Below are 20,786 nucleotides of genomic sequence, written 5' to 3'. Positions count from 1 at the left end.
ATGACCGGCTTTCTCGGAAAGCGGTCGAACGGACAGGGCCGCAGCGCGCAGAACCGAGCATCCGTAAAGGAATTCGAGGATGCGCAGCGCCGCTTGCTGGAGCGCTTCGGGCTGCGGGCAGAATCCCGATTCGTCGATGTCCCGGCGATTGGTGGGCGTGCGCACCTACTGGTCGTTGGCGAAGGTCCGCCGCTGATGATGGTGATCGGCGGCATGGTTCCCGCCGCGTTCTGGGCGCCCCTGATGCCGCATCTGACCGGCTACACGCTCTACGCCGTCGATCTTCCCGGCTTCGGACTCACCGATGGCGTCGACTACAGCGCAAAACCCCTGCGTTCGTTGGCCGTCGAGTTCTTGGCGCAGGTCCTCGGTGGCGTCGGCCTGCAAGGCGTGCCATTCATCACGCAATCGCAGGGATCGCTGTGGAGCGCATGGCTTTCCCTCGACCACCCGGGAACCGTTGATGCGCAAGTCATGGTGGCCTGTCCGGCGCACATCCTCGGAACGACGGCGCCTCTGCCGATGCGAGTGATGTCGATCTCCGCTATCGGCAGGATGCTGATGACGCTTCAGACTCCCTCACACCGGCAGGTCGACCGGGTGTTCGCGATGGTGCACGAGGACGTGTCGGGCCTTGGCGAGGTCCGCGATGTGTTGCTGGCATGCGAGCAGCTGCCGACATACGTCGGCAGCTTTGTCGGATTACTCGGTGCGGTGATGCGGTTCGGCCGAATCCGCCCGGAGATCTCCCTGACCGGTGAGCAGTTGGCGGACATTCGGCATCCGGTCCAGATGATCTGGGGAGAGGACGATCCGTTCGGTTCGGTGGCGGTGGCACGGCGCGCGATGGAGTTCATCCCGAACGGCGAACTGAACATCGTCGGTGGCGGTCATGCACCCTGGTTCGACCAGGCTGAGCAAGTCGGCGACATCGCGATGCGATTCCTGCGCGAGCACCGTCGCGACGGCGAGTGTTGACCAATCGGACGCCGTGATCTGCTCGACGACCTCCTTGATCGTGGCTACGCCGCGCTTGCGGCCGCCACTAGAGCGACCACTAGACCGATAGGTCGCGACGGAGTTTGGCGACGTGCCCGGTCGCCTTCACGTTGTACTGGGCGACGGCGATCTTGCCGCTTTCGTCGACGACGAACGTGGAACGGATCACGCCGGTGACGGTCTTGCCGTACATCATCTTCTCGCCGTAGGCGCCGTAGGCCGCCAACACCTTGCGGTCGGGGTCCGATAGCAGCGGGAACGTCAGCCCCTCGGCATCGCGGAATTTGGCCAGCTTCTCCGGCTTGTCGGGGGAGATCCCGACCACGTCGAGGCCGGCCTCGTTCAACTCGCTCAGGTTGTCGCGGAAATCGCAGGCCTGTTTGGTGCATCCGGGCGTCGAAGCGGCCGGGTAGAAGTACACCACCACTCGGCGCCCCTTGTAGTCGGACAGTGACACCTTGTTGCCGTTGGCGTCGGGCAGGCTGAATGCAGGCGCTTTGTCGCCTGGCGCCAGGCGTGTGGTCTCGCTCAACGTAGGTCCCTTTCTGTTCACCGGAGCGTTAGGACTCGCACCGGCTGATCTAGGGTAGTGCGGGCAGGTGTATAGGCCGGATAGCGGGAGACTTGGAGGACAGACACGTGGCGGACCGCGATCCCGACACCATCAAGCAGGACATCGACGTCGCCCGCGACCAGCTGGCGACCACCGTCGACTCGCTGGTTGAGCGTGCCAACCCCCGCCGCCTGGCCGACGACGTGAAGGCCAAGGTGATCGAGTTCGTCACCAAACCGGCCGTGACCGTGACGTTGGTCGGGGTCGGGTCTGTCGTCGTGGTCGTGGTGATCCGCAAGATCAGGAACCGCTGAGACGGCTTCGGATGTGCGTCCAGGGCGTGGAAATCGCCGGATTTCCACCCTGAGCGCACACTCGACGCCCTGGGGGCACGCTCGACGCGATTGGGCACCACCGCAGTACCCTCAGGTCATTCCGGCCGCGGTGCCGCTTTCGACGTGTATCGGCAGGTCATCGACCCAGGGCTGGGCCTCGGCCATGTCAGCCACATCGACGTAACCGCGCTCGAACTCGCCAGTGGCGGCGTCGACGAGCCGGTACTGCTGGCGCTGGATATGGATGGGCTGCGAGTCGAGAATCACCACCCGAACCTCACCCGGCTCGAATCCATACCGCTGCTGTAGGGCCTCGATGAGGCACTCGCTATGTAGATGCCCGTCGCCGAAGTTCCATCCGAGCACCATGGCGCAAAGTTGCTCGCCCTCGCACACGTTGTAGTCGTCCTCGTCGTACCCGGCCAGTGCGCGATGCACCAGCGTGTAGAGCGCGCGACCATGGGTGTTCATCCCCCGAAACGCGAAGGCCAGGTGAATCGGCACCAGGGCTTGCTCTTTGCTGTTGTAGAGCCGCTCGAGTTGCAGGTGATACATCGGGCCGAGTGCGCGAGCACCGACTCGGATCTTTTCGTCGGCCCCTGGACAGCGCGCGTCGCCCAGGCCTGGCGGGTCTCGGCTGGGCGCTGCCAAAGTTGCGGCGGCACCCTAATTTTGGCTCGCGATGCTGGTCGCTTCGGCTTTGGCCGCGCTCGCCCAGGACAACGGGTTGAGCGCGCGGAACGGGTCGCCTGCGCGAATGCTCAGCAACTCGGCCAGGATTGTTTCCAGAGCGTGCTGAGTGCTTTTCTTCACCGACTCGACCCACTCCTGGGCCGCTCTCCCATCCGGCTGCGTCGTGTCGATCGGCTCGCTAAAACGCAGGTACATCCGTTGGGGGCGGGGGATCAGGGTTGGTCCCATCCCGCGCATCAACGGCATCGCCATGTCGGAGCGGCCGGTCAGCTTCACGCTGACGGCCTGGCTGAGCCGGCCGAGCGCGCTGTCGCGGGTGACCATGCTCTTGTAGACATCGTCACCGCCGACCAGTCCGACCGGAACGATCGGATAGTCGTTTTCGGCCGCGATGCGGGCGAATCCGTTGCGCCCATTCCAATTCAAGTGGTATTCCTCGCCCTTGAATTTCGCGATCTCGCGGCCTCCGCCGGGGAATACCAGAATGGTTTCGTTGTGCCGCATCAGTTCTCGTGCGCTTTCGGGGGCGCCGACGACGCCGCCGTAGGCGGTCATCAGGTCGTAACCAAAGCCGCGGCGCCGCCCGAACCGGCGATCGGCCAGTGGACGCACTCGGCTGCCGATTGCCCGACGAACGAAGTGCGGAACCAGCAGCACCTCACCGCCGACAAACTGAGTGTGGTTGCCCACCAACAAGAATCGTCCGTCGCCGGGCAGTGTTTCCAGGCCGGTTACATGGGGCCGAAACAGGTCGATAAGCGGCGCAATCCCGTCTTGGGTCCGGTCTAGCGCACCGCGCAGGAACTCCACTCGGCGCGGCGGGCTCATTATTGCCTCGGTATCGATGCGTCCGCTCATGGCTTCCTCCGCTCGGATTCGTGCTCGGACCACCACGCTATCAAACGAACTAGTTCGTATGGCTATGATCATGCTGTGCGAACCACGGCGGAACTTCGCGAGACGATCCTGACCGCCGCGCGGTCCGAGTTCGCGCAATACGGCCTGGCCGGTGCCCGGATCGACCGCATCGCGCGGACCGCCGAGGCGAGCAAGGAGCGGCTCTACGCGCACTTCCAGGACAAGGAGGCGCTATTTCGCAGCGTTGTCGCCGCCGACATGGAGGAGTTCTTTGCCGCGGTGACGCTGCGTCCCGACGCGGTCCCCGAGTTCGTCGGCGACATCTACGACCTGGCCTGCCGCAGGCCCGAGCACCTGCGCATGATTACCTGGGCCAATCTAGAGGGTTTGGTCCTGGACCCGCCGCAGGTCGAGGGCGTGGAATCGGTCCAGGCGCGCGACGTCGGCGTGATCGAAGCGGCCCAAGCTGCCGGCCACGTCGACCCGCACTGGCATCCGATGGACTTGCTCGTCCTGTTGTTTGGGGTGGGTCTGGCCTGGGCGCAGTCGCCTCATCCCGATGCCGTCGCTACTGATCGCGCGGTTATCGAGGGGCGACGGGCAGCGGCCGTAGAGGCCGCTCGCCGCATCGTGGCTCCCACAAGGGGCATTTCGTGAAGTGCGCCGTCAGGGTTTCGAACCCCGGACCCGCTGATTAAGAGTAAGCTATTCCCATGCGCCGTCACCATTGCCAACACCTGATATGGGCAGTTCAGAGCCATTTTACAGCTAGCTAGTTCTAGCAGGTTCTCGCAATAGCGTGTGTACAGTTGTGTGTACAGTCGATGTGTACAGTTGAGGGCCTATCGCGATACGAAAGAAGGAGTTCGGTGACAACTGACCAGGTCTACAAGAATCGGCACGCAACCAGCTGGCACCGTGACATCGCGCAAGCCAACACCATCCTGCGCACCCAGGTCGGCTCAGGACTGCACGGCGTCACTGTGGAAGGCACCGACGATCGCGACGAGATGGGTGTTTGCATCGAACCCCCCGACTGCGTCATCGGCCTACGCCAATTCGAGCAGTATCAGTACCGCACGCAGCCCGAAGGCGTCCGATCCGGCGCTGGCGACCTCGACCTCGTCATCTACAGCCTGCGTAAGTGGGCCAAACTTGCGGCCGGCGGAAACCCCACAGTGCTACTCCTGCTGTTCGCCCCCGCCAATGAGGTCGTCCACATCGAAGGCCCCGGCGAAGAGATGCGCCGTCACCCTGAGCTGTTCCTGTCCCGTGAGTGCGGGCGCCGCTTTATCGGCTACCTGGACGCACAACGCGACCAGATGCTCGGACTGCGCTCCAAGCACACCAACCGACCCGAACTCATCGATATCTACGGCTTCGACACAAAATTCGCCTACCACGCCGCACGTCTCGGGCTGCAAGGCGTCGAACTGCTCACCACCGGCCGGATCACCCTGCCAATCCCCGAACCATCGCGCAGCTGGCTCCATGACCTACGCATCGGCAAGATTGACAAGCAGGATGTTCTCGACGCGATCGATGAATCTCGCAACGAACTCGTCGCGCGCACAGTCAGTTCCAACCTTCCAGACCAGTGCGATTACGACCGGCTCAACCGTTGGCTAATCGGCGTCTATCAAGACTGGTGGACGGGATGAAGTGATGAGTGATATTGACGGCAACGTGGTCGAGTTCACCGAAGAACCCGAGTGGCGTGGCAAGGTGCTCGGCGACGCAGAAGCACCCCGCGGCTGGGTACGCGTCCAGTGGAGTAGGCCAGTCTGCTTCATCGGCATTCACAGGCCCGGCGATCTGTCGGTAGTGACACCCTAATGACCGGTGCGGCATGAGTCCGACGAAGCGCCGCGCGCCCGGCGAAGGCGGCCTATTCAAACGCGCTGACGGCATGTGGACCGGCAGCGTGGACTACTCCACCGGTGACGGCCAGCGCCGGCAGAAACGCGTCTACTCAAAGAACCGCAACGAAGCCAAACGCAAGCTCGACGAACTCAAAGCCGAGCTCGCCAAAGGCATCATCCCCGTCAGCTCCACCACCACCGCCGCCGTGTGGCTGCGCTACTGGGTCGACGAAATCAAGAAGCCCAAAGTCCGGCCGAACACCTACGACTGGTACGAAGAAGCCATCCGGCTCCACATCCTGCCGAACATCAACTCGAAGCTGAAACTCAAGCAGCTCACCCCGAGCGACATCCGCCGAATGCTCGACCAGATCGAGACGAGCGGCAATAGGCAGCGCGCCCACAAGACGCTAAAGGTCGCTCTCAAAGCCGCGGTGACCGAAGGCATCATCGTCCGCAATGTCGCCGACGCGGTAGACACCCCAGGGCACGTGAAACGCTCACGTGGATCTCTCGGCGCGCCGGCCGCCAAGCTCGTCATCCGCACCGCCATCGAGCTCCAAGAGTCACGTGACGAAACCGCGCCGCTACTCGCGACCAGATGGGCGACAGCATTCCTGACCGGTGCCCGCCCAGCCGAGCTACTCGGCCTGGAATGGGACCGCGTCGACTTCGACAACGCCGTGTTCGACCTGTCCTGGCAACTGCAGCAACTAGACAAAACCCACGGCTGCGGAGACCCCGACACCAACCGCCAGTACCCCTGCGGCAAGAAACGCCCCAGTTTCTGCCCGGCCGCCCACTGGGACTTCAACGACGACTTCATCTACCGCGAATGCATCGGCTCATTCGTCTGGACCAAACCCAAAACCTCGGCCGGCACCCGCATCGTCCCGATCGTGCCGCCACTGCTGGCGATGCTCGAGCAGCACCGGGCCGACACCGCTGCCGACGAGAACCCGCACGGGCTGGTCTGGCACCGCCGAGACGGCCGCCCACTGTCCAAACGCGACGACGCCCAAGCCTGGCGCGCCGTCCTCACCGCGGCCGGCCTTCCACGGCTCGAGGTCTACACCACCCGCCACACCGCATCGACGCTTCTGCAGGAACTCGGTATCCCGGAGGAAGTCCGAATGCAGATCACCGGCCACTCATCCGCGGCTGCGCACGCCGCCTACATCCACGTCGACCAAACCCAAACCCGGGCCGCGCTCGGCAAACTTGAACGCGTCCTACTCAGCTGAGCAGGCATCCGGGGGAGTGGAGTTTTCCTCGGGACTTCGGAATTGTCGTGTCGGCCACTGGGTGACGATGTGCCACGGAGCCGGGTTGTTCGGCCGCACGGCTGGTCGCTGGTCCGATAACTCGGGCTGCCACGCTGTGCGGCGCATCTGCTCGGCCGCATCAGGTGACCGATCCGGCTGGCTCAGCGGCTCTGGACGGTATGCCCCGAACACGCCGACGTCCAGGTCGCCGCGCAGCAGCGCTTGATGTTCCCGTTCGGCCCGGGCCGCCAAGCGCGCATCGTGCTGGCGACACCGCTCGCGGGCTTCGCGGCGCCGCTTGGTCCGGCGTACGGCCAGTAGCACCAGCCCGGCCGGCCCGCCGACGAGCGCGGCCAGCAACGCCCACCCCTTCATGGCCGCCCAATATCCGTCCATGGCGAAGGCCAAGCCGATCCCCAGATATATGACGGCGGCGACGGTGATCCCGGGATGCGCCGCTATGAGATCGGACATGCGGCGCGACGCGGACGAGAGCGTTCGGGGCGTCGCGGCGGCGCGCACCCGCAGTGCGGGCGGGGCCCGGTGAACTGTCCAAGCCAGCCCATTCCAGTACCGGGCCCCGGGCGCGCCCGACGGGTCCGGATACCACCCCGGTGGAATCGGCCACGTCATGGCTTCGAACGCTACGCCGGGTTAATGTGTCGCGGTGCCGATAGCGACGATCAACGGGCAGAAGATCCACTACACAGATGCCGGCGCCGGTCCACCGGTGATTGCGACTCACGCGACACTCATGGATCTGATCTCGCTTGAGCCGGTGACAACAAAGCTGGTCGACGCCGGCTACCGCGTGATTGCTTTCGACCTGCGCGGGCACGGAGAGACCGTCTACGACCGGCAGCCCTACACGTACGTGGATGTTGCCGGCGATGTGATCGGCCTGGCGGACTATCTCGGCGTCGACCGGTTCATTTTCGTAGCGGAGGGCCAAGGCGCGGTAGTTGCCTTGCGTACAGCGCTGCTTGCGCCGCAGCGGGTACGCGCCCTGGCGCTCATTGGACCGACCGCGGAAGCGGCATTGGACGGAGAGAATGCGGCCCTAACCGCAGCCATGGAAATCTGGTGCACACAAGGTCCGCTGCCAGACATTTACCGGCCAACCGCGGCCATGGCCACACCAACACCTGATGCGGCAGACGCGTTGATGGAACGGTGGCGGTGCAGCGCTTGGCGTGAATACCGGGCCGCCGCCGACGCGCTGGCCACACGACCGACGTTTATCGCTGAACTATCCACCGTCGCCTGTCCGGCCCTGGTTGTTCACTCGACGCAGGACGTTTTCGTTCCCATGTTCCTTGGCAAAGAGGTTGCCGATAGCCTGGGCGGCCCGACCGCCTTCGTTCCCGTCGATACCGGACACCACGCGATAACCTGCGCCTTCCACCCCCAGATCGGCGCCGAAATCCTGGCGTGGCTACCCAGCGTCGAGGATCACCCCGAGTAGAAGACCGCCCGGCATCGGGCTGGCATGCCAGAACCGCATGTCAATCCGCAACTCGGTACCGCCGTCACGTACCACCCATAGGCGCGTGGCGGGGTCGACTGGAATCACCTGCGCTTCCCACTCCCGGCGGAACTCAGTAACCGGCATAAGCGCGCTCACCATCGGCTTCACAGCGTCAACGTCGACCGCAAGGCCGTAACGCAGCCATCCAACACACCACTGTGACACTTCGTCCCAGTTGCGCAAGATACGCCGCGAGGTGGTGGACAGGTATAGCCACTGGTGCATGCTCGGAGCCAACAGAACCCCCTGGAACAGCCTCTGCCACTGCTGATTCCATGCCTTGAACCGCCAGGATGGATGTAGCGCTGCGGCAGGATGTGGTTGTAGCGCATCGAGGTATCGCTGACTGATGTCCGTATCAGTGAGCGCTGGGTCGGGGAGTATCCGGCCGCACGCCGCGAAAAGAAATCGTTGCTCCCAGGCGGACAGCTGTAACGCCTGCACCAGACCGTTGAGCACCCGAATCGATGGGGAGCAGCCCTGCTCAATGTCGTGCACGTAACGCAGGCTGCAGCCGGCCTTTTCGGCTAGCTCTCGGCAGGTAAGTCCGGCGCGTTCCCGGGCTGCGTGCACGAAACCTCCACGGTTGAGCATAGTGCAAAAAAATTGCACATCCGAGGATCTTGACGCAGCTACGACACGCGGTGAAGAGTTAGAAACCTGCAGGTAAACGTAGGAAAACGCATTCACTGTCCAGCCGCACTCGCTCGAGGGAGAACTGAACTGTGTCTGAGGCTATCCCACCCACTGCCGATGTGAACCAACTGCGACAGGAGCTGGTGCGGAGGCTCCGTGCCTACCCACCAAGCCTGTGGTCAGCCCAACTGCTTGCCGTCGTCGCGATCCTCATCGACCTCCAATTCGGCGATAGCCTCCGAAGTGGCGGTATCGACGTCGCGAGCCGTCCGCAACGACTCCGCGTCGTGCGGTGACTGGTCGCCGCGAATCTTGTCGCTGATCCGCTCAATGAGAAGTTCAACGGTTGATTCGACACCTTCCAGGCCATGGATCGCTCCTAGGTAGTCCCCTCCACGGATGGACTCGTGAGCATGGCTCACCAGGCGGCCTACCCGTTCGAAGAGTTGGTCAAGCCCGGTTTGATTTTCCTCAGCGCCGCGACGCGTCACATCGTGTCGGGTGACCGGAGTTGGGTCACCGCCAGCGAGCACCCGTGCCGCGCTGCCCGGCATCCACTCAAGGCCGACATCGATCTTGCGTAGCGTTTCCTTGACGTTGCGCGTGGGCTTCCAGCGCTTGCCTTCGATGTCGGACTGGAGAGTGTCGGATGGCCCGCCACGATCCCAGACCTGCTGCTGGGTCCATTGCTGCGTTGCGCGCCGCTTGAGGACAGCTGCGCTCAAGCGCTCCCAGTCCCGTTCCATGGGGCCAACGATGCCCTAAAACTTTGGCAAACAAAAGCCCGGTTTGGCAAACATAGCCAAGTGGCGCCCACCAGGCCGTAAAACTACCGCCATGTGATTTCGCAGGCAGTCGAAAGTTTGCCCTCAAAATCGTTGCTTGATAGCAATGTTTGCCCTAAAGTTTGGGCATGGCCCCAACTAAAGCCGCGACACGGGCAAAGTACGCGCAGCAGCGGCCCAAGGTTTCGGTTCCGGTAGTCCCCACCTCCGTCCTACGCAAAGCGAAGGGACTGACCCTTCAAGACGTCTGCAATCACCTTCGTGATGAGCACGGCATGGCTGTCGATCGAGGCACAATCTCGGCGATCGAGAACGGGCACCGCGGCGGCAGCGCAAGAATGCTGGCCGCTTACGCGGATGCGCTAGGCATCTCGACTACCTCGATCGACACCCAATACGAACCACGTCGGCGCGGCGATCAGGCGTCGGCATGAGTTCGGCCCGAGAAGCCATGAGCGCCGGCCAGTACCGGACGTGCGCTAACTGCGGCGACCAGGTCGATGTCGGCCTGTCCGCGCGGGACTGGTGCGCCGGCTGCGAGGACACCGCGTACGAGCTGGCCTACCCCGAAATCAACGCAGCGCCCGGCGCGCTTGAAGTCTTCGCCTACAAGCACACCCAGATTCGCACAGTCATCATCAACGGAAAGCGCTGGGCGGTCGCCGCCGACATCTGCTCGTTCTTGGAAATCAAGGATGCGTCAGCTTCGCTGCGGCGCATCGACGACGACGACAAACTGATTATCCGCAGGTCAGATACTCCGGCTTCAAATAGGGGTATCTGGGACTCGTTTGCTGCGCAGGTCCAATCGATCGGCCTCGTCTCCGAAGACGGCGCAACCGATCTCGTGCTCGACTCCCGTAAGCCTGATGCCCGTCGGTTCCGGCGGTTCCTGACCCACACCGTGTGGCCATCAATCCGTGACACCGGTTCATACACCACGGCGCCCGCGCTACCGCAGAGTCGCGAGGAACGCCTCGCCCTGGCGGTTATCGATGCCCAACAGATGCTCGCCGAGAAGGACGAGCAGCTCGCGGCGATAGCCGGAGAGAAGAAGTGCCTTGAAGCCGCCATCGAGCGGGATGCCCCGCTGGTAGCCAAGGCCGAGGCCCATACCGGTTCGGATTCCGCGATTCACCGCCAGGCGTTCGCCCGCGAGGTGCAGCACTGGGGACAGAAGCAGGGCGTCGACATCAAGCACAGCGAGGTAATGCGGTTCCTCAGCCATACCGGTCTGTTCATCCGCGGTGATCGCACCGACACTGGACACGCCACCGCCGACGCGCAGCGCCGCGGACTGGCATTTACCGACAAGGGCACCGCCAAGAACGGGCACGCCTGGGCCACAGGAAAATTGACCGCGGCCGGACAGGACTACGCCTGGAAACGAATCACCAGGTACATCGGCGAGAACGGGCACCTCCGGCTACCCCGCGAACTTCGATGCGGTGATCCAGCATGAGCGACAGCCTCAAACCGCCATGCCCAATCTGGGCCGACGACGGCACCAGCGGTATCGCGGTGTGGGTCAACGGCGGACTCGTTGAGATCACACTGGCCGGCTTCGCGCGCCTCACGCCGGATGAGGCCGCGGATCTGCCAGCCGCATTTACGCAGGCAGTCGACGACGCTCGATCATGGGCGGCGCGCTGGGACAGTGCTTCACGCACCTACACCGGTGGTGAGTCGCGATGAAATTCTCTGGCGACTACCTGTACCGAGTTCGTGTAGTCCGTTATCCCGATGGGGCTTTCCAGCCTATCGGCCCGATTGACCGTGAACATCCTGAGGATTCCATCTGGGAGCCAGTTCCTGGCTGGCATCCTCCGGGTTGGCGTCCGGTCGGGAACTACACCCAGATCATGGGCACCGACGAGTTCGTCTGGCCGGTAACCAACAAGGTCTACGGGTCACGCTCGACCGCACAGAAACGCGCCGACCTACTCGAATCCTACGGCGCAACAGCAATTGTCGAACGATCGTCACGGATCTCCTGGCCCGATTCTGAGCTGGCGGCCGCGTCATGACCAAGCTGCTGTACACGCGCAAGCAAGCTGCCACCGCGCTTGCGATGAGTGAGCGTCAACTCGACGTGCTGGTTGCCCGTGGTGACCTCGCAGCGCTTCGCGACGGCCGGCTCATCAAGTTCACGGCCGACGAGTTGCAGCGCTACATCAAGCAGTTGCCGGCCCACGAACCAGGAGCTGAGTTATGACCGCCCTGATTCGCCTAGCCGCGTACCTGCCCTACCTTCTCGGTGCTATCGCGGCCACCACTCTCGGAATGTCGTGCGCGCTCGCCTGTGTCGGCCGGTGGCTGCCGGCGGCCGGCCTCGCGGTCGACACGCTCGCGCTGGGCTGGGCCTCCTATCGGGTCGACTGGTGGTTGTCGCGCGACGACGACCAGCATCACCCGGCGTCGACGGCGCTGGCTGTGATCCGCGAGCAGGGGTGGACACGCCGACGCGGGTGCGGCTGTGACGAGGAGTTCCGGTGATGCTCTTGCGGATTGGTGTTGGTGTCGCTGGCCGTGTGATCGGCGCCGCGGTGGGCTACGGCTTTGGCTGGCTGTGTTCCACCAGGGCGGTTTCGAAGATCGATTGCACCGAGGCTTGGGAGCGCCGTGGCGACGCGTTCCGTTGCGATGGCCGCGGTGAGCCGTTCATTCCTAGGCCGCGGATCATCGCCGCGGACGCGCATGAATCGAGGCTGCAATGAGCGTCCGGTATGGGGATTGCGTCAATGATCGGGCGGCTTGCTGCCTGGATCTCTTTAGAGCGTTATCCGACAGAGAATTTGAGCGTGCCTTAGAACTTCTGAAAGTGATCTCTCCCGATCTCTGTGATCAGCTCCTTCAGTTCTCTTCAGATCTCAATGTGATCGTTGGGGTGGACTTGTTCGGCACCTTGGCAACATATCTGACTTCCCCTGCTGACGGTGAGTCCTGCACAGAACGCGGCCCCGCGGCAGGGGAATGCCCCGAGCCGGTGATGCCTGCTGCCGACGCGGGGCACCCGAACATCACTTACACCGAACTGCACTGCGCAGCTTTCGCGGTCCGCGACTACGGCGAGCAATGCACCACCGAGTTCGCACGCAAGTTCTGGGGCGATATCGCCGACAAGCTCAACGCCGCCGCGGCGGCCAAAAAGTAAAAAGCGGCCCCGTCCCGGTGCGCGCCGGGCGGGGCCAGAACCCACCAGGAAAGGAACCTTCCCGTGAGTGAAACTCAGGATACCAAGCAGGCCCCTCGCCGAAATTATGCGTGCATCGGCGAGTTCGTCGATTCGAGTTTGCCGCCGATCGTCAAGATCGGCGAAGACCAGTTCGGTCCGCTCATCCGCACCAGCCCATTCGGGAACAGCGGTGGCGTTCACCTCTGCCTGACGATCGAGCTGTGGAACCAGTGGAAAGACGCTGTCGACAAAGCCATTAGCGACTACAGCGCAACCCGGCTCGCGGCGGGAATCGCGCTATGAGGACTTTCACGCCCACCGAGTACCCGGCGCCTGGCCGCCGCATCGTCCGCGTCAAGCGGGCCTGCAACGGTTGCGGCCAGCTCGTCGGCGACGTCACCGAGCAGGAGATAAACGCCGGAATGGACGGCCTGCCTCTGCCTGATGTGCGTGGTGAATGCGACTGGTGTGCAACACAAGCCGGGCTCGCCTCCGTGTTGGCTGAACAGGCCGAGTTCGATGCCGACCTGGCCTACCTGCAGGGCTTATCCAGCGCGATTGTGGAGCACGTTCTCCACGCGACCGGCCCCCTGTACTACTCGTGGGGCATCTCGATCGCGGAGAAGATGCTCGACGAAATCTCGTTGACCAACCTGCGCGACATCGCAAATGTCATGTCACCGAACGAGCGCATCGCCCTGCTCAGGTCGGTGTCCTGATGCGGATCCACTGGTCGTTTCCCACTATCACGGCCGGCGCGATCATCGGCGCCGCCCTCTACTACTCGGTGCCCGCCGGCGCGGACCCGGACCCGGTGCTCGACTACGCCACCCGCAACGCCGGCCGCGTATGCGCCACCCTCGACCGGTATCCGACCCTGGCGGGTGTCGACGGCCTACTCGACGCCGTCCAACAAGACTCTGGATTCAGTGACCACGACACCGGCCGTGCCGTCGGACTCGCAGTAAACAACATGTGCCCCAAACACGCTGATCTGCTTCAGCGGTACGCGTACGCCGTCACCAGCGCGAACGGGGGAGTAGTCGTATGAGTCCTCGTCGGAACCGTAGCCGATCAGCTGACATCGCCGCCAAGAAGCGCGCCTACTACGAGGCGAACAAGGACGACATCGCCGCCAAGAAGCGCGCCTACCGCGAGGCGAACAAGGACGACATCGCCGCCAAGCAGCGCGCCTACCGCGAGGCGAACAAGGACGACATCGCCGCCAAGCAGCGCGCCTACTACGAGGCGAACAAGGACGACATCGCCGCCAAGAAGCGCGCCTACTACGAGGCGAACAAGGACGACATCGCCGCCAAGAAGCGCGCCTACTACGAGGCGAACAAGGACGACATCGCCGCCAAGCAGCGCGCCTACCGCGAGGCGAACCCCGGACGAAACGCGGAAGCCTGCAAGCGATTACGGGAACGCCGAAAAGCACTGGAAGCCAAAGAAACCAAACGCTGCTGTGACATCTGCGGGATAGGCTTCGACCGAGCAAAGCGAGTCCGCGGCACCAACACATGCCTCGACTGCTTCGACACCTACCGGGGCATCGTATGAGCGCGCCCGCAGATCAGATTTGGGCTGATATCGAGCGCACCGCGTGTGACGGCCACGTGACCCACCACGGCCCCGCCACACACATCGTCCGAATCCACCAGCTCGACTGCTGCCAGCCCCGCGGCGACCGCGACCCACACGCCCTCACCCCAGACGGCGCCATCGTCCTACTGCTCTGCCTGACCTGCCTATCCGGCACCGCGCAACGCATCCAAGGCGACATCTCCAACCGCCTCGCCGCGCTACCGCGCGGCACACACCACATCGCCTGCCTCACCTGCGGGCGCCCCATCGCATGCCTACACGACATCCTCGAAACGGAACGACTGTGACTGACTTCCTCATCCTGATCACCGTTCTCACCGCACTCTGCTCCGTCGCGGCGTTCGCGCTGGGCGATCTGACCGTCAGCGCGTGCGCACTCACAATCGGCATAGTCACGTTCGCGGCCGCCGCCACACTGATCCGCCGACACGACGAGGCACAGCGATGATCGGCCCACGCTGCGGAACCGATGTGGACTTGCTCGCAGTCGAATGGGTTGTCACCGAACGCATCCGCCTACCCATCAACGCCGCCGAACGCCGCGAAGTCGTGCGCAGGCTCGCCGGGAAACTCACCAGCGCCGAGATCGGCGAACTACTCGGCATCGCAAAACGATCAGTCGACCGCATCCTCACCAGCATCCGCAACGAACGACGGGAGCTGATCGCCTCATGACGTTCAACATCGGCGACCAAGTGTGGTGGAAGACAACCGCCACCACCATCGCGCGGGGCACAGTCCGCGAACTCGAGGACCGGCCAGGGGTTCAACCCGACGGCGAAACCGGGCTGGTGTACCTCGACGTGCAACAGCTCTACCAAGAGATCCCCGCCGAAGACGGCGTGTACAGCGGCATCGACGACATCTCGTACCACGCCGACCTCGACAGCCTCTCATCGTCCGGCGCCCGCGCGCTGCTTCCGCCGAGCTCGCCGGAGATCTTCGCGTTCCAACGCCTCACACCGCCGGACCCCAAGCCGGAGTACGACTTCGGGCACGGCGCCCACAAGTACGTGCTCGGCGAGGGATCCGACATCGTCGAAGTCCCATTCGACAACTGGCGCAGCGGTGGTGCACAATCCGCCCGCAAAGAAGCCTGGATAGCACACCAGGTGCCGCTGCTGTCCAAAGACGTCGCCAAGGCGAAAAAAATGGCCGACGCCGCCATGCGGCATCCGCTCGTGCGGGCGCTGTTCAACGACAGCGTGGACGGCGCACCGGAACTGTCGGGGTACTGGCACGACCAAGAAACCGGCGTGCGGCTGCGGTTCCGCACCGACTGGCTGTGCCAACTCGGCGGCCGCATCGTCGCCGCCGACTACAAGACAACCACCAACGCCTACCCCGGGCAGTGCGAAAAGTCCTGCGGCGAATATGGATACAACATGCAGCAGGCCTGGTACGAAGACGGGCTCATCGCAACCGACGTCACCGACGACCCCGACTTCTGGCTGATCTTTCAGTCCAAGACGCCGCCCTTCCCGGTGACGGTGGGCCGGATCAAGCCGAACCATGTCGAGCTCGGCCGCCGGCGAAACCGGAAAGCCATCGACATCTATCACCAATGCACCGAAGCCGGCGTATGGCCGGGCTTCGGCGAGCACATGCACAGCTTCGAACTCCCCGCCTACGCCGCCTACCGACAAGAAGAGGAACTGGCATCATGACCGCGACCATCCAGCGTTACGCCCCGCCCAGCAACGGACGCGCGGCCGCAGCTAGTCAGGCGACATCGATCGAGCAGTCCCGCGCGATCGCAGACGTCCAGGCCGCCGTCACCGTCGCCCAAAACTGCCCCCGCGACATGGCCGACGCCGAACGCGAAATGGAATACGTCTGCAGCCGCCTGGACATGGCCGAGCAAGCCTTCTACCAAGTCACCAACCGTGGATCCGGCCCCTCAGTGCACCTCATGCGCGAGCTCGCTCGCATCTGGGGCAACGTCGACTACGGCGTCAAAGAACTTGCCCGAAACGACGACAAAGGTGAGTCCGAAGTTTTGGCCACGTGCTGGGACATGCAGAAGAACACCCGCAGCTCGCGCACGTTCATCGTGCCGCACCAGAGGATGCGCGCCGGGCAGCGCACCCAGCTCGTGGACCTGACCGACATCTACCTCAACAACCAGAACGTCGGCGCCCGCGCGGTCCGCGAATGCATTCAGACGATCCTGCCGCGCTGGTTCACCGAGAAAGCCCAGGACATCTGCCGCCACACCCTCGAGCACGGCGAAGGCGAACCACTCCAAGACCGCATCAACACCATGGTCGCCTGGTTCCGCGACAAGATCGGCGTCACCGAGAAGCAACTCGAAGCCCGACTCGGGAAGAAGCGCGGCGCCTGGTCAGCCGAGGACGTCGCGCAGATGAAGATCGCAGGCAAGTCCATCACGGCCGGCGAAGTCGGTCGCGACGAGATATTCCCGCCGATCGACGCTGAAACAGTCGACGAGCTCGCCTGCACCGCAGACACCGACGCGCCGCCAGCGGGGAAGCTGCGCGGCAAGGTCAAGCCCGCCGGCGCGGGGAAAACCACCACAGTGCAGGAGGAGGAAAGCCGGGTCGACGCCGGCGCAGATAGCGCCGAAACGCAGGAAGCCGACGCAAACGATACGTATGACGGCGCCGACCTGGCCAACACCGAACCTCCCGGCGCGCCCACCGAGTCCACGCCCGGCCAAACCGATCGTGTCGCCAAAGCCCTAAGCGCCGCAAAAAGCCGTAGCAGCGGGCTGAGCGAGAAAGCCCGCCGACAGTGCATCGACGAAATCGAAGCACTGTTCAACCAGGCCAACTGCGGCAACCCCGAAGACCGACACCTAGTCCTCGGCGAAATCCTCGGCACCACCATCCAACCGGAAACCGCGCTCACAGACACCCAATTAACCAAGGTCGCGGCACAACTCGACACGTGGAACAAGCACGGCGACCTCGACGCCCAGATCCGCGAAGCACTCAACACCGCAGACATACGGGCAAACCAAGACGGACAACAAACCATCGACGGCGGCAACTGAAAGGCACGAGCATGGGATCCGAACACCCGTACCTGCAACAACTTCACGCGCAAGCCTCCGCTGCGGGAGAGATCATTTCGGCCGACACCACCACCATCACTGTCGAATGCCAATCCCCTCCGGGGGTCGTGATCCCACTGCACCCCGGCGCCCGCGTATTCATACTCACCGAGCAAGACGCCATAGACTTTGCCGAAGGCGACTTTCGGTGAAGTTCGTTATTAATTCAGGAACTCTCGCTGAAACTATTGCTGCCGCAATCAGTTCGCTTCCAACCAGACCAGCCGCATCGATCCTCGGTGGCGTACTGGTTGAGGCACAACTCGGAACGGTCACGTTCTCAAGTTTCAACTACAACCGTGCGACCACGCGGCTAACCGCCGCGGACGTAGCTGACACCGACACTGTGGTGGTCGCGGGTCGGCTCCTAGCCGCAGTCGGCGCGAACTTGCCGAAAGGTCCCGAATGTCAAGTGACAGTCGGCAACGCAGAGATGGTGATCGCAACACCGCGAACCGAGTTCCGGCTGCCTGTGCTACACGCCACAGACTATCCACGTCTGCCTGTCATGGGATCGGAGGACGCCATCGGGTGCGTAAACGCTGAATCCTTCAGTGAAGCAGTGCATGTGATTGGCCGGTTTGCCTCCACCGATGCGCTACCAGCCGAGTTTACGGCTCTCAACATCGACTGTCGGCCGGGCCAGATGCGACTGTGTGCCACCGACCGTTACATGATTGCCCGCCGCGAGATTGAATGGACCGGCGCTGGCGAAGCCAACATCAACGTTCCCGCGGCAGACCTGCTGGCCACCATCAAGGCCGCCTCCGGTAACGGCGCCGAACCTATCGAAATACTCTGGAACGGAGCGACATTAGGCTTGCGGACACCGTCAACCACCGTTATCACTCGGGTGCTCGACGAGGAGTTCCCCAACGTCGACAGAGTTCTTAGCCTCAAATCACCGTTTCACGCAGCTGTTACCGTCCCAACCGCCGAGCTGGCGTCAACACTGAAACGTGCAGCGTCGATCGCCGACGACCAAAACGCCCAGATCGACGTCGCGATCAACTCCGACACACTCTCGGTCACAACGACGCAGTCCACCGCCGGCAACATCGACGAGACAGTCGCCGCCGTTCAACACGGGGGAGACCGAAAGATCGCCCTATCCAGCAGGCGACTGCACAAAACCCTCAGCGCCATCGACGACCCGAACGTCACGCTCGCCTTCCTAAAGGAAGGACACATGGTCTACGCCTTTCCCGGAGCTATCGACACGAATCGTGTGCCGCCGCAGCGTGACACCGTCGCTGCACTCATGGGAATCAAAGGAAGGGAAGGACAGTAACCGTGTCAGTGAACATGCCAGCGGTCGTCTTCGTCGACCTGTATCAAGTGCCAGCCAAGAGCGTGCTCGGCCGCCCCTCCCGGCGGCCGCAGCGTTGGCGCTGGCGCGCCATCAACGGCGGCAACCACAGAGTCCTCGCCGTCAGCTCCGAGGCCTACACCAACGAGGCCGACTGCCGCGCAGCCATAGATCAGCTGTTCGGCACCGGCACCGATGTCTACCTACGCCGAGACGGACACGCCGATCTACTACTACGCGAGGCCAACCCCGAATGACCGCGACCCTGAACTACACAGAACAGCTCATCGTTGAGCACTGCTGCAGATGCGGAATGGCATTCGCTATGCCAGCCGACTACCAAAGCCGCCGCCTCAACGACCACGAATGGTTCTTCTGCCCGGCTGGCCATCGCCAGCACTACACCGGCCGTACTGAGGAGCAGAAGCAGCGTGCGCGTGCCGACCGGCTGGAACGCCAGCTCGCCAACCGCGACGAAGACCTCCGCTCCACACGCGCATCGCTGATCGCCACCAAAGGTGTTCTCACCAAGACACGCAAACGCGTCGCGAACGGCGTGTGCCCCTGCTGCAAGCGCACGTTCGCCGACCTGGGACGCCACATGGCCGGACAACACCCTGACTACGCCGCAGAGCGACAGCTGATGACCTCGCCGACCCAAGCACCCGACACAACCACCGAAGGCATCCTCCTCAGCACCCTCGGCCTGATCCGCCGCGACGGCTGGCGACACAACGCCTGGGGCCTAGTCCCACCCTGGTGCATCCGACGCGCGATCAACCACGTCGTCGACCGGGCACACGAGTTCCCGCACGAACGCGACGCAGCGAACCAGGCGGCCCGCCAGGCCGTCTCGGCAGCACTCGGCCAACCCCTCGGCCTCATCGGCTTCTGGGAAGGCCAACCAGGACGCACACAAGCTGACGTCGAAGACATGTTGGAGAAAGCCATCGCAGGGGCAGCAGCATGACCGTGCGCCTAACCTCCCAGATGAGCGTGGAGCTGGTCAAAACAGACTTCTCCGATGAGTGGCCGTGCTTCTCGGCGTGGACATCCACACGGGGCGACGAAGCGACGCCGCAGGCGCGCGCCGGCCTGATCTACCGGCTGATCAAAGACCGCCACGGCACGCCATTCGAGCACATGGACATCACGTTCCGGGTGACCGCGCCGATCTTCGTGTGGCGCGAGCACCACCGCCACCGAATGGCGTCCTACAACGAGGAATCCGGCAGATACAAGAAGCTAGCACCGGTGTTCTACCTGCCCGACGATCTACGCCCCCTGCAGCAGGTGCCCGGGTCGAAATCGATGGACTATCAGGTGGCCCCCGGAACAGATGATCAATACGCCCTGCTGCAGGCAGCTTTCCGCGCCACTTGCGAGAACAGCTATCGGCAGTATGAGGCGATGCTCGACGCCGGGATCCTGCGCGAGGTGGCGCGAATGGTGTTGCCCGTCAACATCATGTCCACCTGCATCGTGAAGATGAATGCGCGTGCCCTGATGAACTTCCTCTCACTGCGCGTAGACAGTCCCGATTCCTGGTTCCCATCGAAGCCGATGCGGGAGATCAACGTCATCGCCGCCGAGTACGAGGGGCACTTCGCTGCGCACGCCCCAGTGACGTACAGCGCCTTCGTCAGCAACGGAAGGGTCGCCCCGTGAGCGACGACAAGATAAACCCATCGCACTACCGCGGATTCAGCAACGGCGCCGAAGTCATCGACATCGCCGAGCGGCTGAACTTCAACCGCGGATCCGCGATCAAATACCTCGCCCGCGCCGGCCGCAAACAAGGCGAAGCGACCATCGAGGATCTGAAAAAGGCCCGCTGGTATATCGACCGCGAGATCAACCGAATCATCGCCGACGGCAAAGAAGTGCCTGCCGGGACGGAGGCGACATGACCGAATCCCACTTTCCCGGTTGGCACTACGCCGAGGCCGAGCGGCTACTCGCCCAGGTCGGCGAGATGGACCCCGGCCTGCGCGTGACGCAAACGTTCATCGCCCGCGCCCAGGCGCACGCCACACTCGCGCAATGTCGCAACCTATTCCCCATTGGGGCCCGTTACGTGGACGTGACGGGGGATCGGTTCTAG

35 protein-coding genes and 1 pseudogene are annotated in these 20,786 nt (G+C 63.5%); 30 read left to right on the top strand and 6 right to left on the bottom strand.

From position 1 onward, the window contains the following. Complete coding sequence (locus CCUG20998_RS19550; RefSeq protein ID WP_020730165.1) at positions 1–978, top strand: alpha/beta fold hydrolase; 978 nt, start codon at positions 1–3, stop codon at positions 976–978. 79 nt (positions 979–1,057) lie between these two features. Here CCUG20998_RS19550 and bcp read toward each other — a convergent pair whose 3' ends face one another. Further along, positions 1,058–1,531, bottom strand: coding sequence for a thioredoxin-dependent thiol peroxidase (bcp, locus tag CCUG20998_RS19545; RefSeq protein WP_020730166.1), 474 nt, complete (start codon positions 1,529–1,531; stop codon positions 1,058–1,060). A gap of 107 nt (positions 1,532–1,638) precedes the next feature. Here bcp and CCUG20998_RS19540 point away from each other — a divergent pair, with 107 nt between their 5' ends. Then, complete coding sequence (locus CCUG20998_RS19540; protein ID WP_012395549.1) at positions 1,639–1,866, top strand: DUF3618 domain-containing protein; 228 nt, start codon at positions 1,639–1,641, stop codon at positions 1,864–1,866. Positions 1,867–1,977: 111 nt separating this feature from the next. On the opposite strand, the pseudogene CCUG20998_RS19535 reads toward CCUG20998_RS19540, so the two are convergent. Then, positions 1,978–2,490, bottom strand: a pseudogene (locus tag CCUG20998_RS19535) (DUF3556 domain-containing protein); the annotation flags it as partial. Positions 2,491–2,553: 63 nt separating this feature from the next. After that, on the bottom strand, positions 2,554–3,438 hold the full coding sequence (locus tag CCUG20998_RS19530; protein ID WP_020730168.1) for a lysophospholipid acyltransferase family protein: 885 nt from the start codon (positions 3,436–3,438) through the stop codon (positions 2,554–2,556). Between the two features lie 75 nt (positions 3,439–3,513). Here CCUG20998_RS19530 and CCUG20998_RS19525 point away from each other — a divergent pair, with 75 nt between their 5' ends. From CCUG20998_RS19525 to CCUG20998_RS19515, 4 genes are all read left to right on the top strand, one after another. Next, the gene (locus CCUG20998_RS19525) at positions 3,514–4,095 is read left to right on the top strand and encodes a TetR/AcrR family transcriptional regulator (RefSeq protein ID WP_015356608.1); all 582 of its coding nucleotides are present in this window, start codon (positions 3,514–3,516) and stop codon (positions 4,093–4,095) included. Positions 4,096–4,307: 212 nt separating this feature from the next. After that, on the top strand, positions 4,308–5,099 hold the full coding sequence (locus CCUG20998_RS19520; RefSeq protein ID WP_240642824.1) for a DNA polymerase beta superfamily protein: 792 nt from the start codon (positions 4,308–4,310) through the stop codon (positions 5,097–5,099). 4 nt (positions 5,100–5,103) lie between these two features. Next, on the top strand, positions 5,104–5,274 hold the full coding sequence (locus CCUG20998_RS27705; RefSeq protein WP_153234288.1) for a hypothetical protein: 171 nt from the start codon (positions 5,104–5,106) through the stop codon (positions 5,272–5,274). Positions 5,275–5,287: 13 nt separating this feature from the next. Continuing rightward, positions 5,288–6,544: a tyrosine-type recombinase/integrase gene (locus CCUG20998_RS19515; RefSeq protein WP_103653767.1), complete on the top strand. Its 1,257-nt coding sequence runs from the start codon at positions 5,288–5,290 to the stop codon at positions 6,542–6,544. On the opposite strand, the gene CCUG20998_RS19510 is transcribed toward CCUG20998_RS19515, so the two are convergent. Next, positions 6,533–7,198, bottom strand: coding sequence for a DUF2510 domain-containing protein (locus CCUG20998_RS19510; RefSeq protein ID WP_103653768.1), 666 nt, complete (start codon positions 7,196–7,198; stop codon positions 6,533–6,535). The genes CCUG20998_RS19515 and CCUG20998_RS19510 overlap by 12 nt on opposite strands. A gap of 34 nt (positions 7,199–7,232) precedes the next feature. On the opposite strand from CCUG20998_RS19510, the gene CCUG20998_RS19505 reads away from it, so the two are divergent. Then, the gene (locus tag CCUG20998_RS19505; protein WP_103653769.1) at positions 7,233–8,030 is read left to right on the top strand and encodes an alpha/beta fold hydrolase; all 798 of its coding nucleotides are present in this window, start codon (positions 7,233–7,235) and stop codon (positions 8,028–8,030) included. Here the strand turns inward: CCUG20998_RS19505 and CCUG20998_RS19500 are convergent. Beyond that, on the bottom strand, positions 8,001–8,666 hold the full coding sequence (locus CCUG20998_RS19500; RefSeq protein ID WP_161557101.1) for a helix-turn-helix domain-containing protein: 666 nt from the start codon (positions 8,664–8,666) through the stop codon (positions 8,001–8,003). The genes CCUG20998_RS19505 and CCUG20998_RS19500 overlap by 30 nt on opposite strands. 242 nt (positions 8,667–8,908) lie before the next feature. Beyond that, a complete protein-coding gene (locus CCUG20998_RS19495) occupies positions 8,909–9,475 on the bottom strand; it encodes a hypothetical protein (RefSeq protein WP_103653771.1) in 567 nt (188 codons plus the stop codon). A 167-nt stretch (positions 9,476–9,642) separates the two neighbouring features. Here CCUG20998_RS19495 and CCUG20998_RS19490 point away from each other — a divergent pair, with 167 nt between their 5' ends. The 23 genes from CCUG20998_RS19490 (at position 9,643) to CCUG20998_RS19385 (ending at position 20,786) form a co-directional block, all read left to right on the top strand. Continuing rightward, a complete protein-coding gene (locus CCUG20998_RS19490; RefSeq protein WP_103653772.1) occupies positions 9,643–9,948 on the top strand; it encodes a helix-turn-helix domain-containing protein in 306 nt (101 codons plus the stop codon). Beyond that, complete coding sequence (locus CCUG20998_RS19485) at positions 9,945–10,976, top strand: BRO family protein (protein WP_197720201.1); 1,032 nt, start codon at positions 9,945–9,947, stop codon at positions 10,974–10,976. Before CCUG20998_RS19490 ends, CCUG20998_RS19485 begins: the two co-directional genes overlap by 4 nt. Next, positions 10,973–11,209: a hypothetical protein gene (locus tag CCUG20998_RS19480; RefSeq protein WP_103653774.1), complete on the top strand. Its 237-nt coding sequence runs from the start codon at positions 10,973–10,975 to the stop codon at positions 11,207–11,209. The genes CCUG20998_RS19485 and CCUG20998_RS19480 overlap by 4 nt, the downstream gene beginning before the upstream one ends. Then, positions 11,206–11,541, top strand: coding sequence for a hypothetical protein (locus tag CCUG20998_RS19475; protein WP_103653775.1), 336 nt, complete (start codon positions 11,206–11,208; stop codon positions 11,539–11,541). The genes CCUG20998_RS19480 and CCUG20998_RS19475 overlap by 4 nt, the downstream gene beginning before the upstream one ends. After that, a complete protein-coding gene (locus CCUG20998_RS19470; protein WP_103653776.1) occupies positions 11,538–11,729 on the top strand; it encodes an excisionase family DNA-binding protein in 192 nt (63 codons plus the stop codon). The genes CCUG20998_RS19475 and CCUG20998_RS19470 overlap by 4 nt, the downstream gene beginning before the upstream one ends. After that, positions 11,726–12,010: a hypothetical protein gene (locus CCUG20998_RS19465; protein WP_103653777.1), complete on the top strand. Its 285-nt coding sequence runs from the start codon at positions 11,726–11,728 to the stop codon at positions 12,008–12,010. The genes CCUG20998_RS19470 and CCUG20998_RS19465 overlap by 4 nt, the downstream gene beginning before the upstream one ends. Before the next feature lie 217 nt (positions 12,011–12,227). Then, complete coding sequence (locus CCUG20998_RS19455; protein WP_142399628.1) at positions 12,228–12,668, top strand: hypothetical protein; 441 nt, start codon at positions 12,228–12,230, stop codon at positions 12,666–12,668. Positions 12,669–12,731: 63 nt separating this feature from the next. Beyond that, positions 12,732–12,992, top strand: coding sequence for a hypothetical protein (locus tag CCUG20998_RS19450; protein ID WP_103653780.1), 261 nt, complete (start codon positions 12,732–12,734; stop codon positions 12,990–12,992). After that, on the top strand, positions 12,989–13,408 hold the full coding sequence (locus tag CCUG20998_RS19445; RefSeq protein ID WP_103653781.1) for a hypothetical protein: 420 nt from the start codon (positions 12,989–12,991) through the stop codon (positions 13,406–13,408). The genes CCUG20998_RS19450 and CCUG20998_RS19445 overlap by 4 nt, the downstream gene beginning before the upstream one ends. After that, the gene (locus CCUG20998_RS19440) at positions 13,408–13,740 is read left to right on the top strand and encodes a DUF732 domain-containing protein (protein WP_012395526.1); all 333 of its coding nucleotides are present in this window, start codon (positions 13,408–13,410) and stop codon (positions 13,738–13,740) included. Before CCUG20998_RS19445 ends, CCUG20998_RS19440 begins: the two co-directional genes overlap by 1 nt. Next, positions 13,737–14,252 (top strand): hypothetical protein, encoded by a 516-nt coding sequence (locus CCUG20998_RS19435; RefSeq protein ID WP_103653782.1) that lies wholly within the window; start codon positions 13,737–13,739, stop codon positions 14,250–14,252. Before CCUG20998_RS19440 ends, CCUG20998_RS19435 begins: the two co-directional genes overlap by 4 nt. Further along, positions 14,249–14,584, top strand: coding sequence for a hypothetical protein (locus CCUG20998_RS19430; RefSeq protein ID WP_103653783.1), 336 nt, complete (start codon positions 14,249–14,251; stop codon positions 14,582–14,584). The genes CCUG20998_RS19435 and CCUG20998_RS19430 overlap by 4 nt, the downstream gene beginning before the upstream one ends. Beyond that, positions 14,581–14,745 carry a hypothetical protein gene (locus CCUG20998_RS27700; protein ID WP_153234286.1) on the top strand — a complete coding sequence of 55 codons (165 nt, stop codon included), beginning with the start codon at positions 14,581–14,583 and terminating at the stop codon, positions 14,743–14,745. The genes CCUG20998_RS19430 and CCUG20998_RS27700 overlap by 4 nt, the downstream gene beginning before the upstream one ends. Continuing rightward, positions 14,742–14,972: a hypothetical protein gene (locus CCUG20998_RS19425; RefSeq protein WP_012395524.1), complete on the top strand. Its 231-nt coding sequence runs from the start codon at positions 14,742–14,744 to the stop codon at positions 14,970–14,972. Before CCUG20998_RS27700 ends, CCUG20998_RS19425 begins: the two co-directional genes overlap by 4 nt. Beyond that, positions 14,969–15,964: a PD-(D/E)XK nuclease-like domain-containing protein gene (locus CCUG20998_RS19420; protein WP_172607202.1), complete on the top strand. Its 996-nt coding sequence runs from the start codon at positions 14,969–14,971 to the stop codon at positions 15,962–15,964. The genes CCUG20998_RS19425 and CCUG20998_RS19420 overlap by 4 nt, the downstream gene beginning before the upstream one ends. Before the next feature lie 137 nt (positions 15,965–16,101). Then, the gene (locus CCUG20998_RS19415; RefSeq protein ID WP_142399630.1) at positions 16,102–17,313 is read left to right on the top strand and encodes a hypothetical protein; all 1,212 of its coding nucleotides are present in this window, start codon (positions 16,102–16,104) and stop codon (positions 17,311–17,313) included. Positions 17,314–17,324: 11 nt separating this feature from the next. Further along, the gene (locus CCUG20998_RS27695; RefSeq protein WP_161557100.1) at positions 17,325–17,525 is read left to right on the top strand and encodes a hypothetical protein; all 201 of its coding nucleotides are present in this window, start codon (positions 17,325–17,327) and stop codon (positions 17,523–17,525) included. Then, positions 17,522–18,664: a DNA polymerase III subunit beta gene (locus tag CCUG20998_RS19410; protein WP_161557099.1), complete on the top strand. Its 1,143-nt coding sequence runs from the start codon at positions 17,522–17,524 to the stop codon at positions 18,662–18,664. The genes CCUG20998_RS27695 and CCUG20998_RS19410 overlap by 4 nt, the downstream gene beginning before the upstream one ends. 2 nt (positions 18,665–18,666) lie before the next feature. Continuing rightward, positions 18,667–18,939, top strand: a complete 273-nt coding sequence (locus CCUG20998_RS19405) for a YegP family protein (RefSeq protein ID WP_103653786.1) — start codon at positions 18,667–18,669, stop codon at positions 18,937–18,939. Further along, the gene (locus CCUG20998_RS28675; RefSeq protein ID WP_240642823.1) at positions 18,936–19,652 is read left to right on the top strand and encodes a DUF6197 family protein; all 717 of its coding nucleotides are present in this window, start codon (positions 18,936–18,938) and stop codon (positions 19,650–19,652) included. Before CCUG20998_RS19405 ends, CCUG20998_RS28675 begins: the two co-directional genes overlap by 4 nt. A gap of 20 nt (positions 19,653–19,672) precedes the next feature. Beyond that, positions 19,673–20,350, top strand: coding sequence for an FAD-dependent thymidylate synthase (gene thyX, locus CCUG20998_RS19395; RefSeq protein ID WP_103653830.1), 678 nt, complete (start codon positions 19,673–19,675; stop codon positions 20,348–20,350). Then, positions 20,347–20,592 carry a DUF3310 domain-containing protein gene (locus CCUG20998_RS19390; RefSeq protein ID WP_103653787.1) on the top strand — a complete coding sequence of 82 codons (246 nt, stop codon included), beginning with the start codon at positions 20,347–20,349 and terminating at the stop codon, positions 20,590–20,592. The genes thyX and CCUG20998_RS19390 overlap by 4 nt, the downstream gene beginning before the upstream one ends. Next, the gene (locus CCUG20998_RS19385; RefSeq protein WP_103653788.1) at positions 20,589–20,786 is read left to right on the top strand and encodes a hypothetical protein; all 198 of its coding nucleotides are present in this window, start codon (positions 20,589–20,591) and stop codon (positions 20,784–20,786) included. Before CCUG20998_RS19390 ends, CCUG20998_RS19385 begins: the two co-directional genes overlap by 4 nt.

The organism is Mycobacterium marinum (genome assembly GCF_003391395.1).
Taxonomy (GTDB): Bacteria; Actinomycetota; Actinomycetes; order Mycobacteriales; family Mycobacteriaceae; genus Mycobacterium; species Mycobacterium marinum.
Note: the sequence above shows the minus strand (reverse complement) of the source record. Positions and strands in the feature narration are given on the sequence as shown.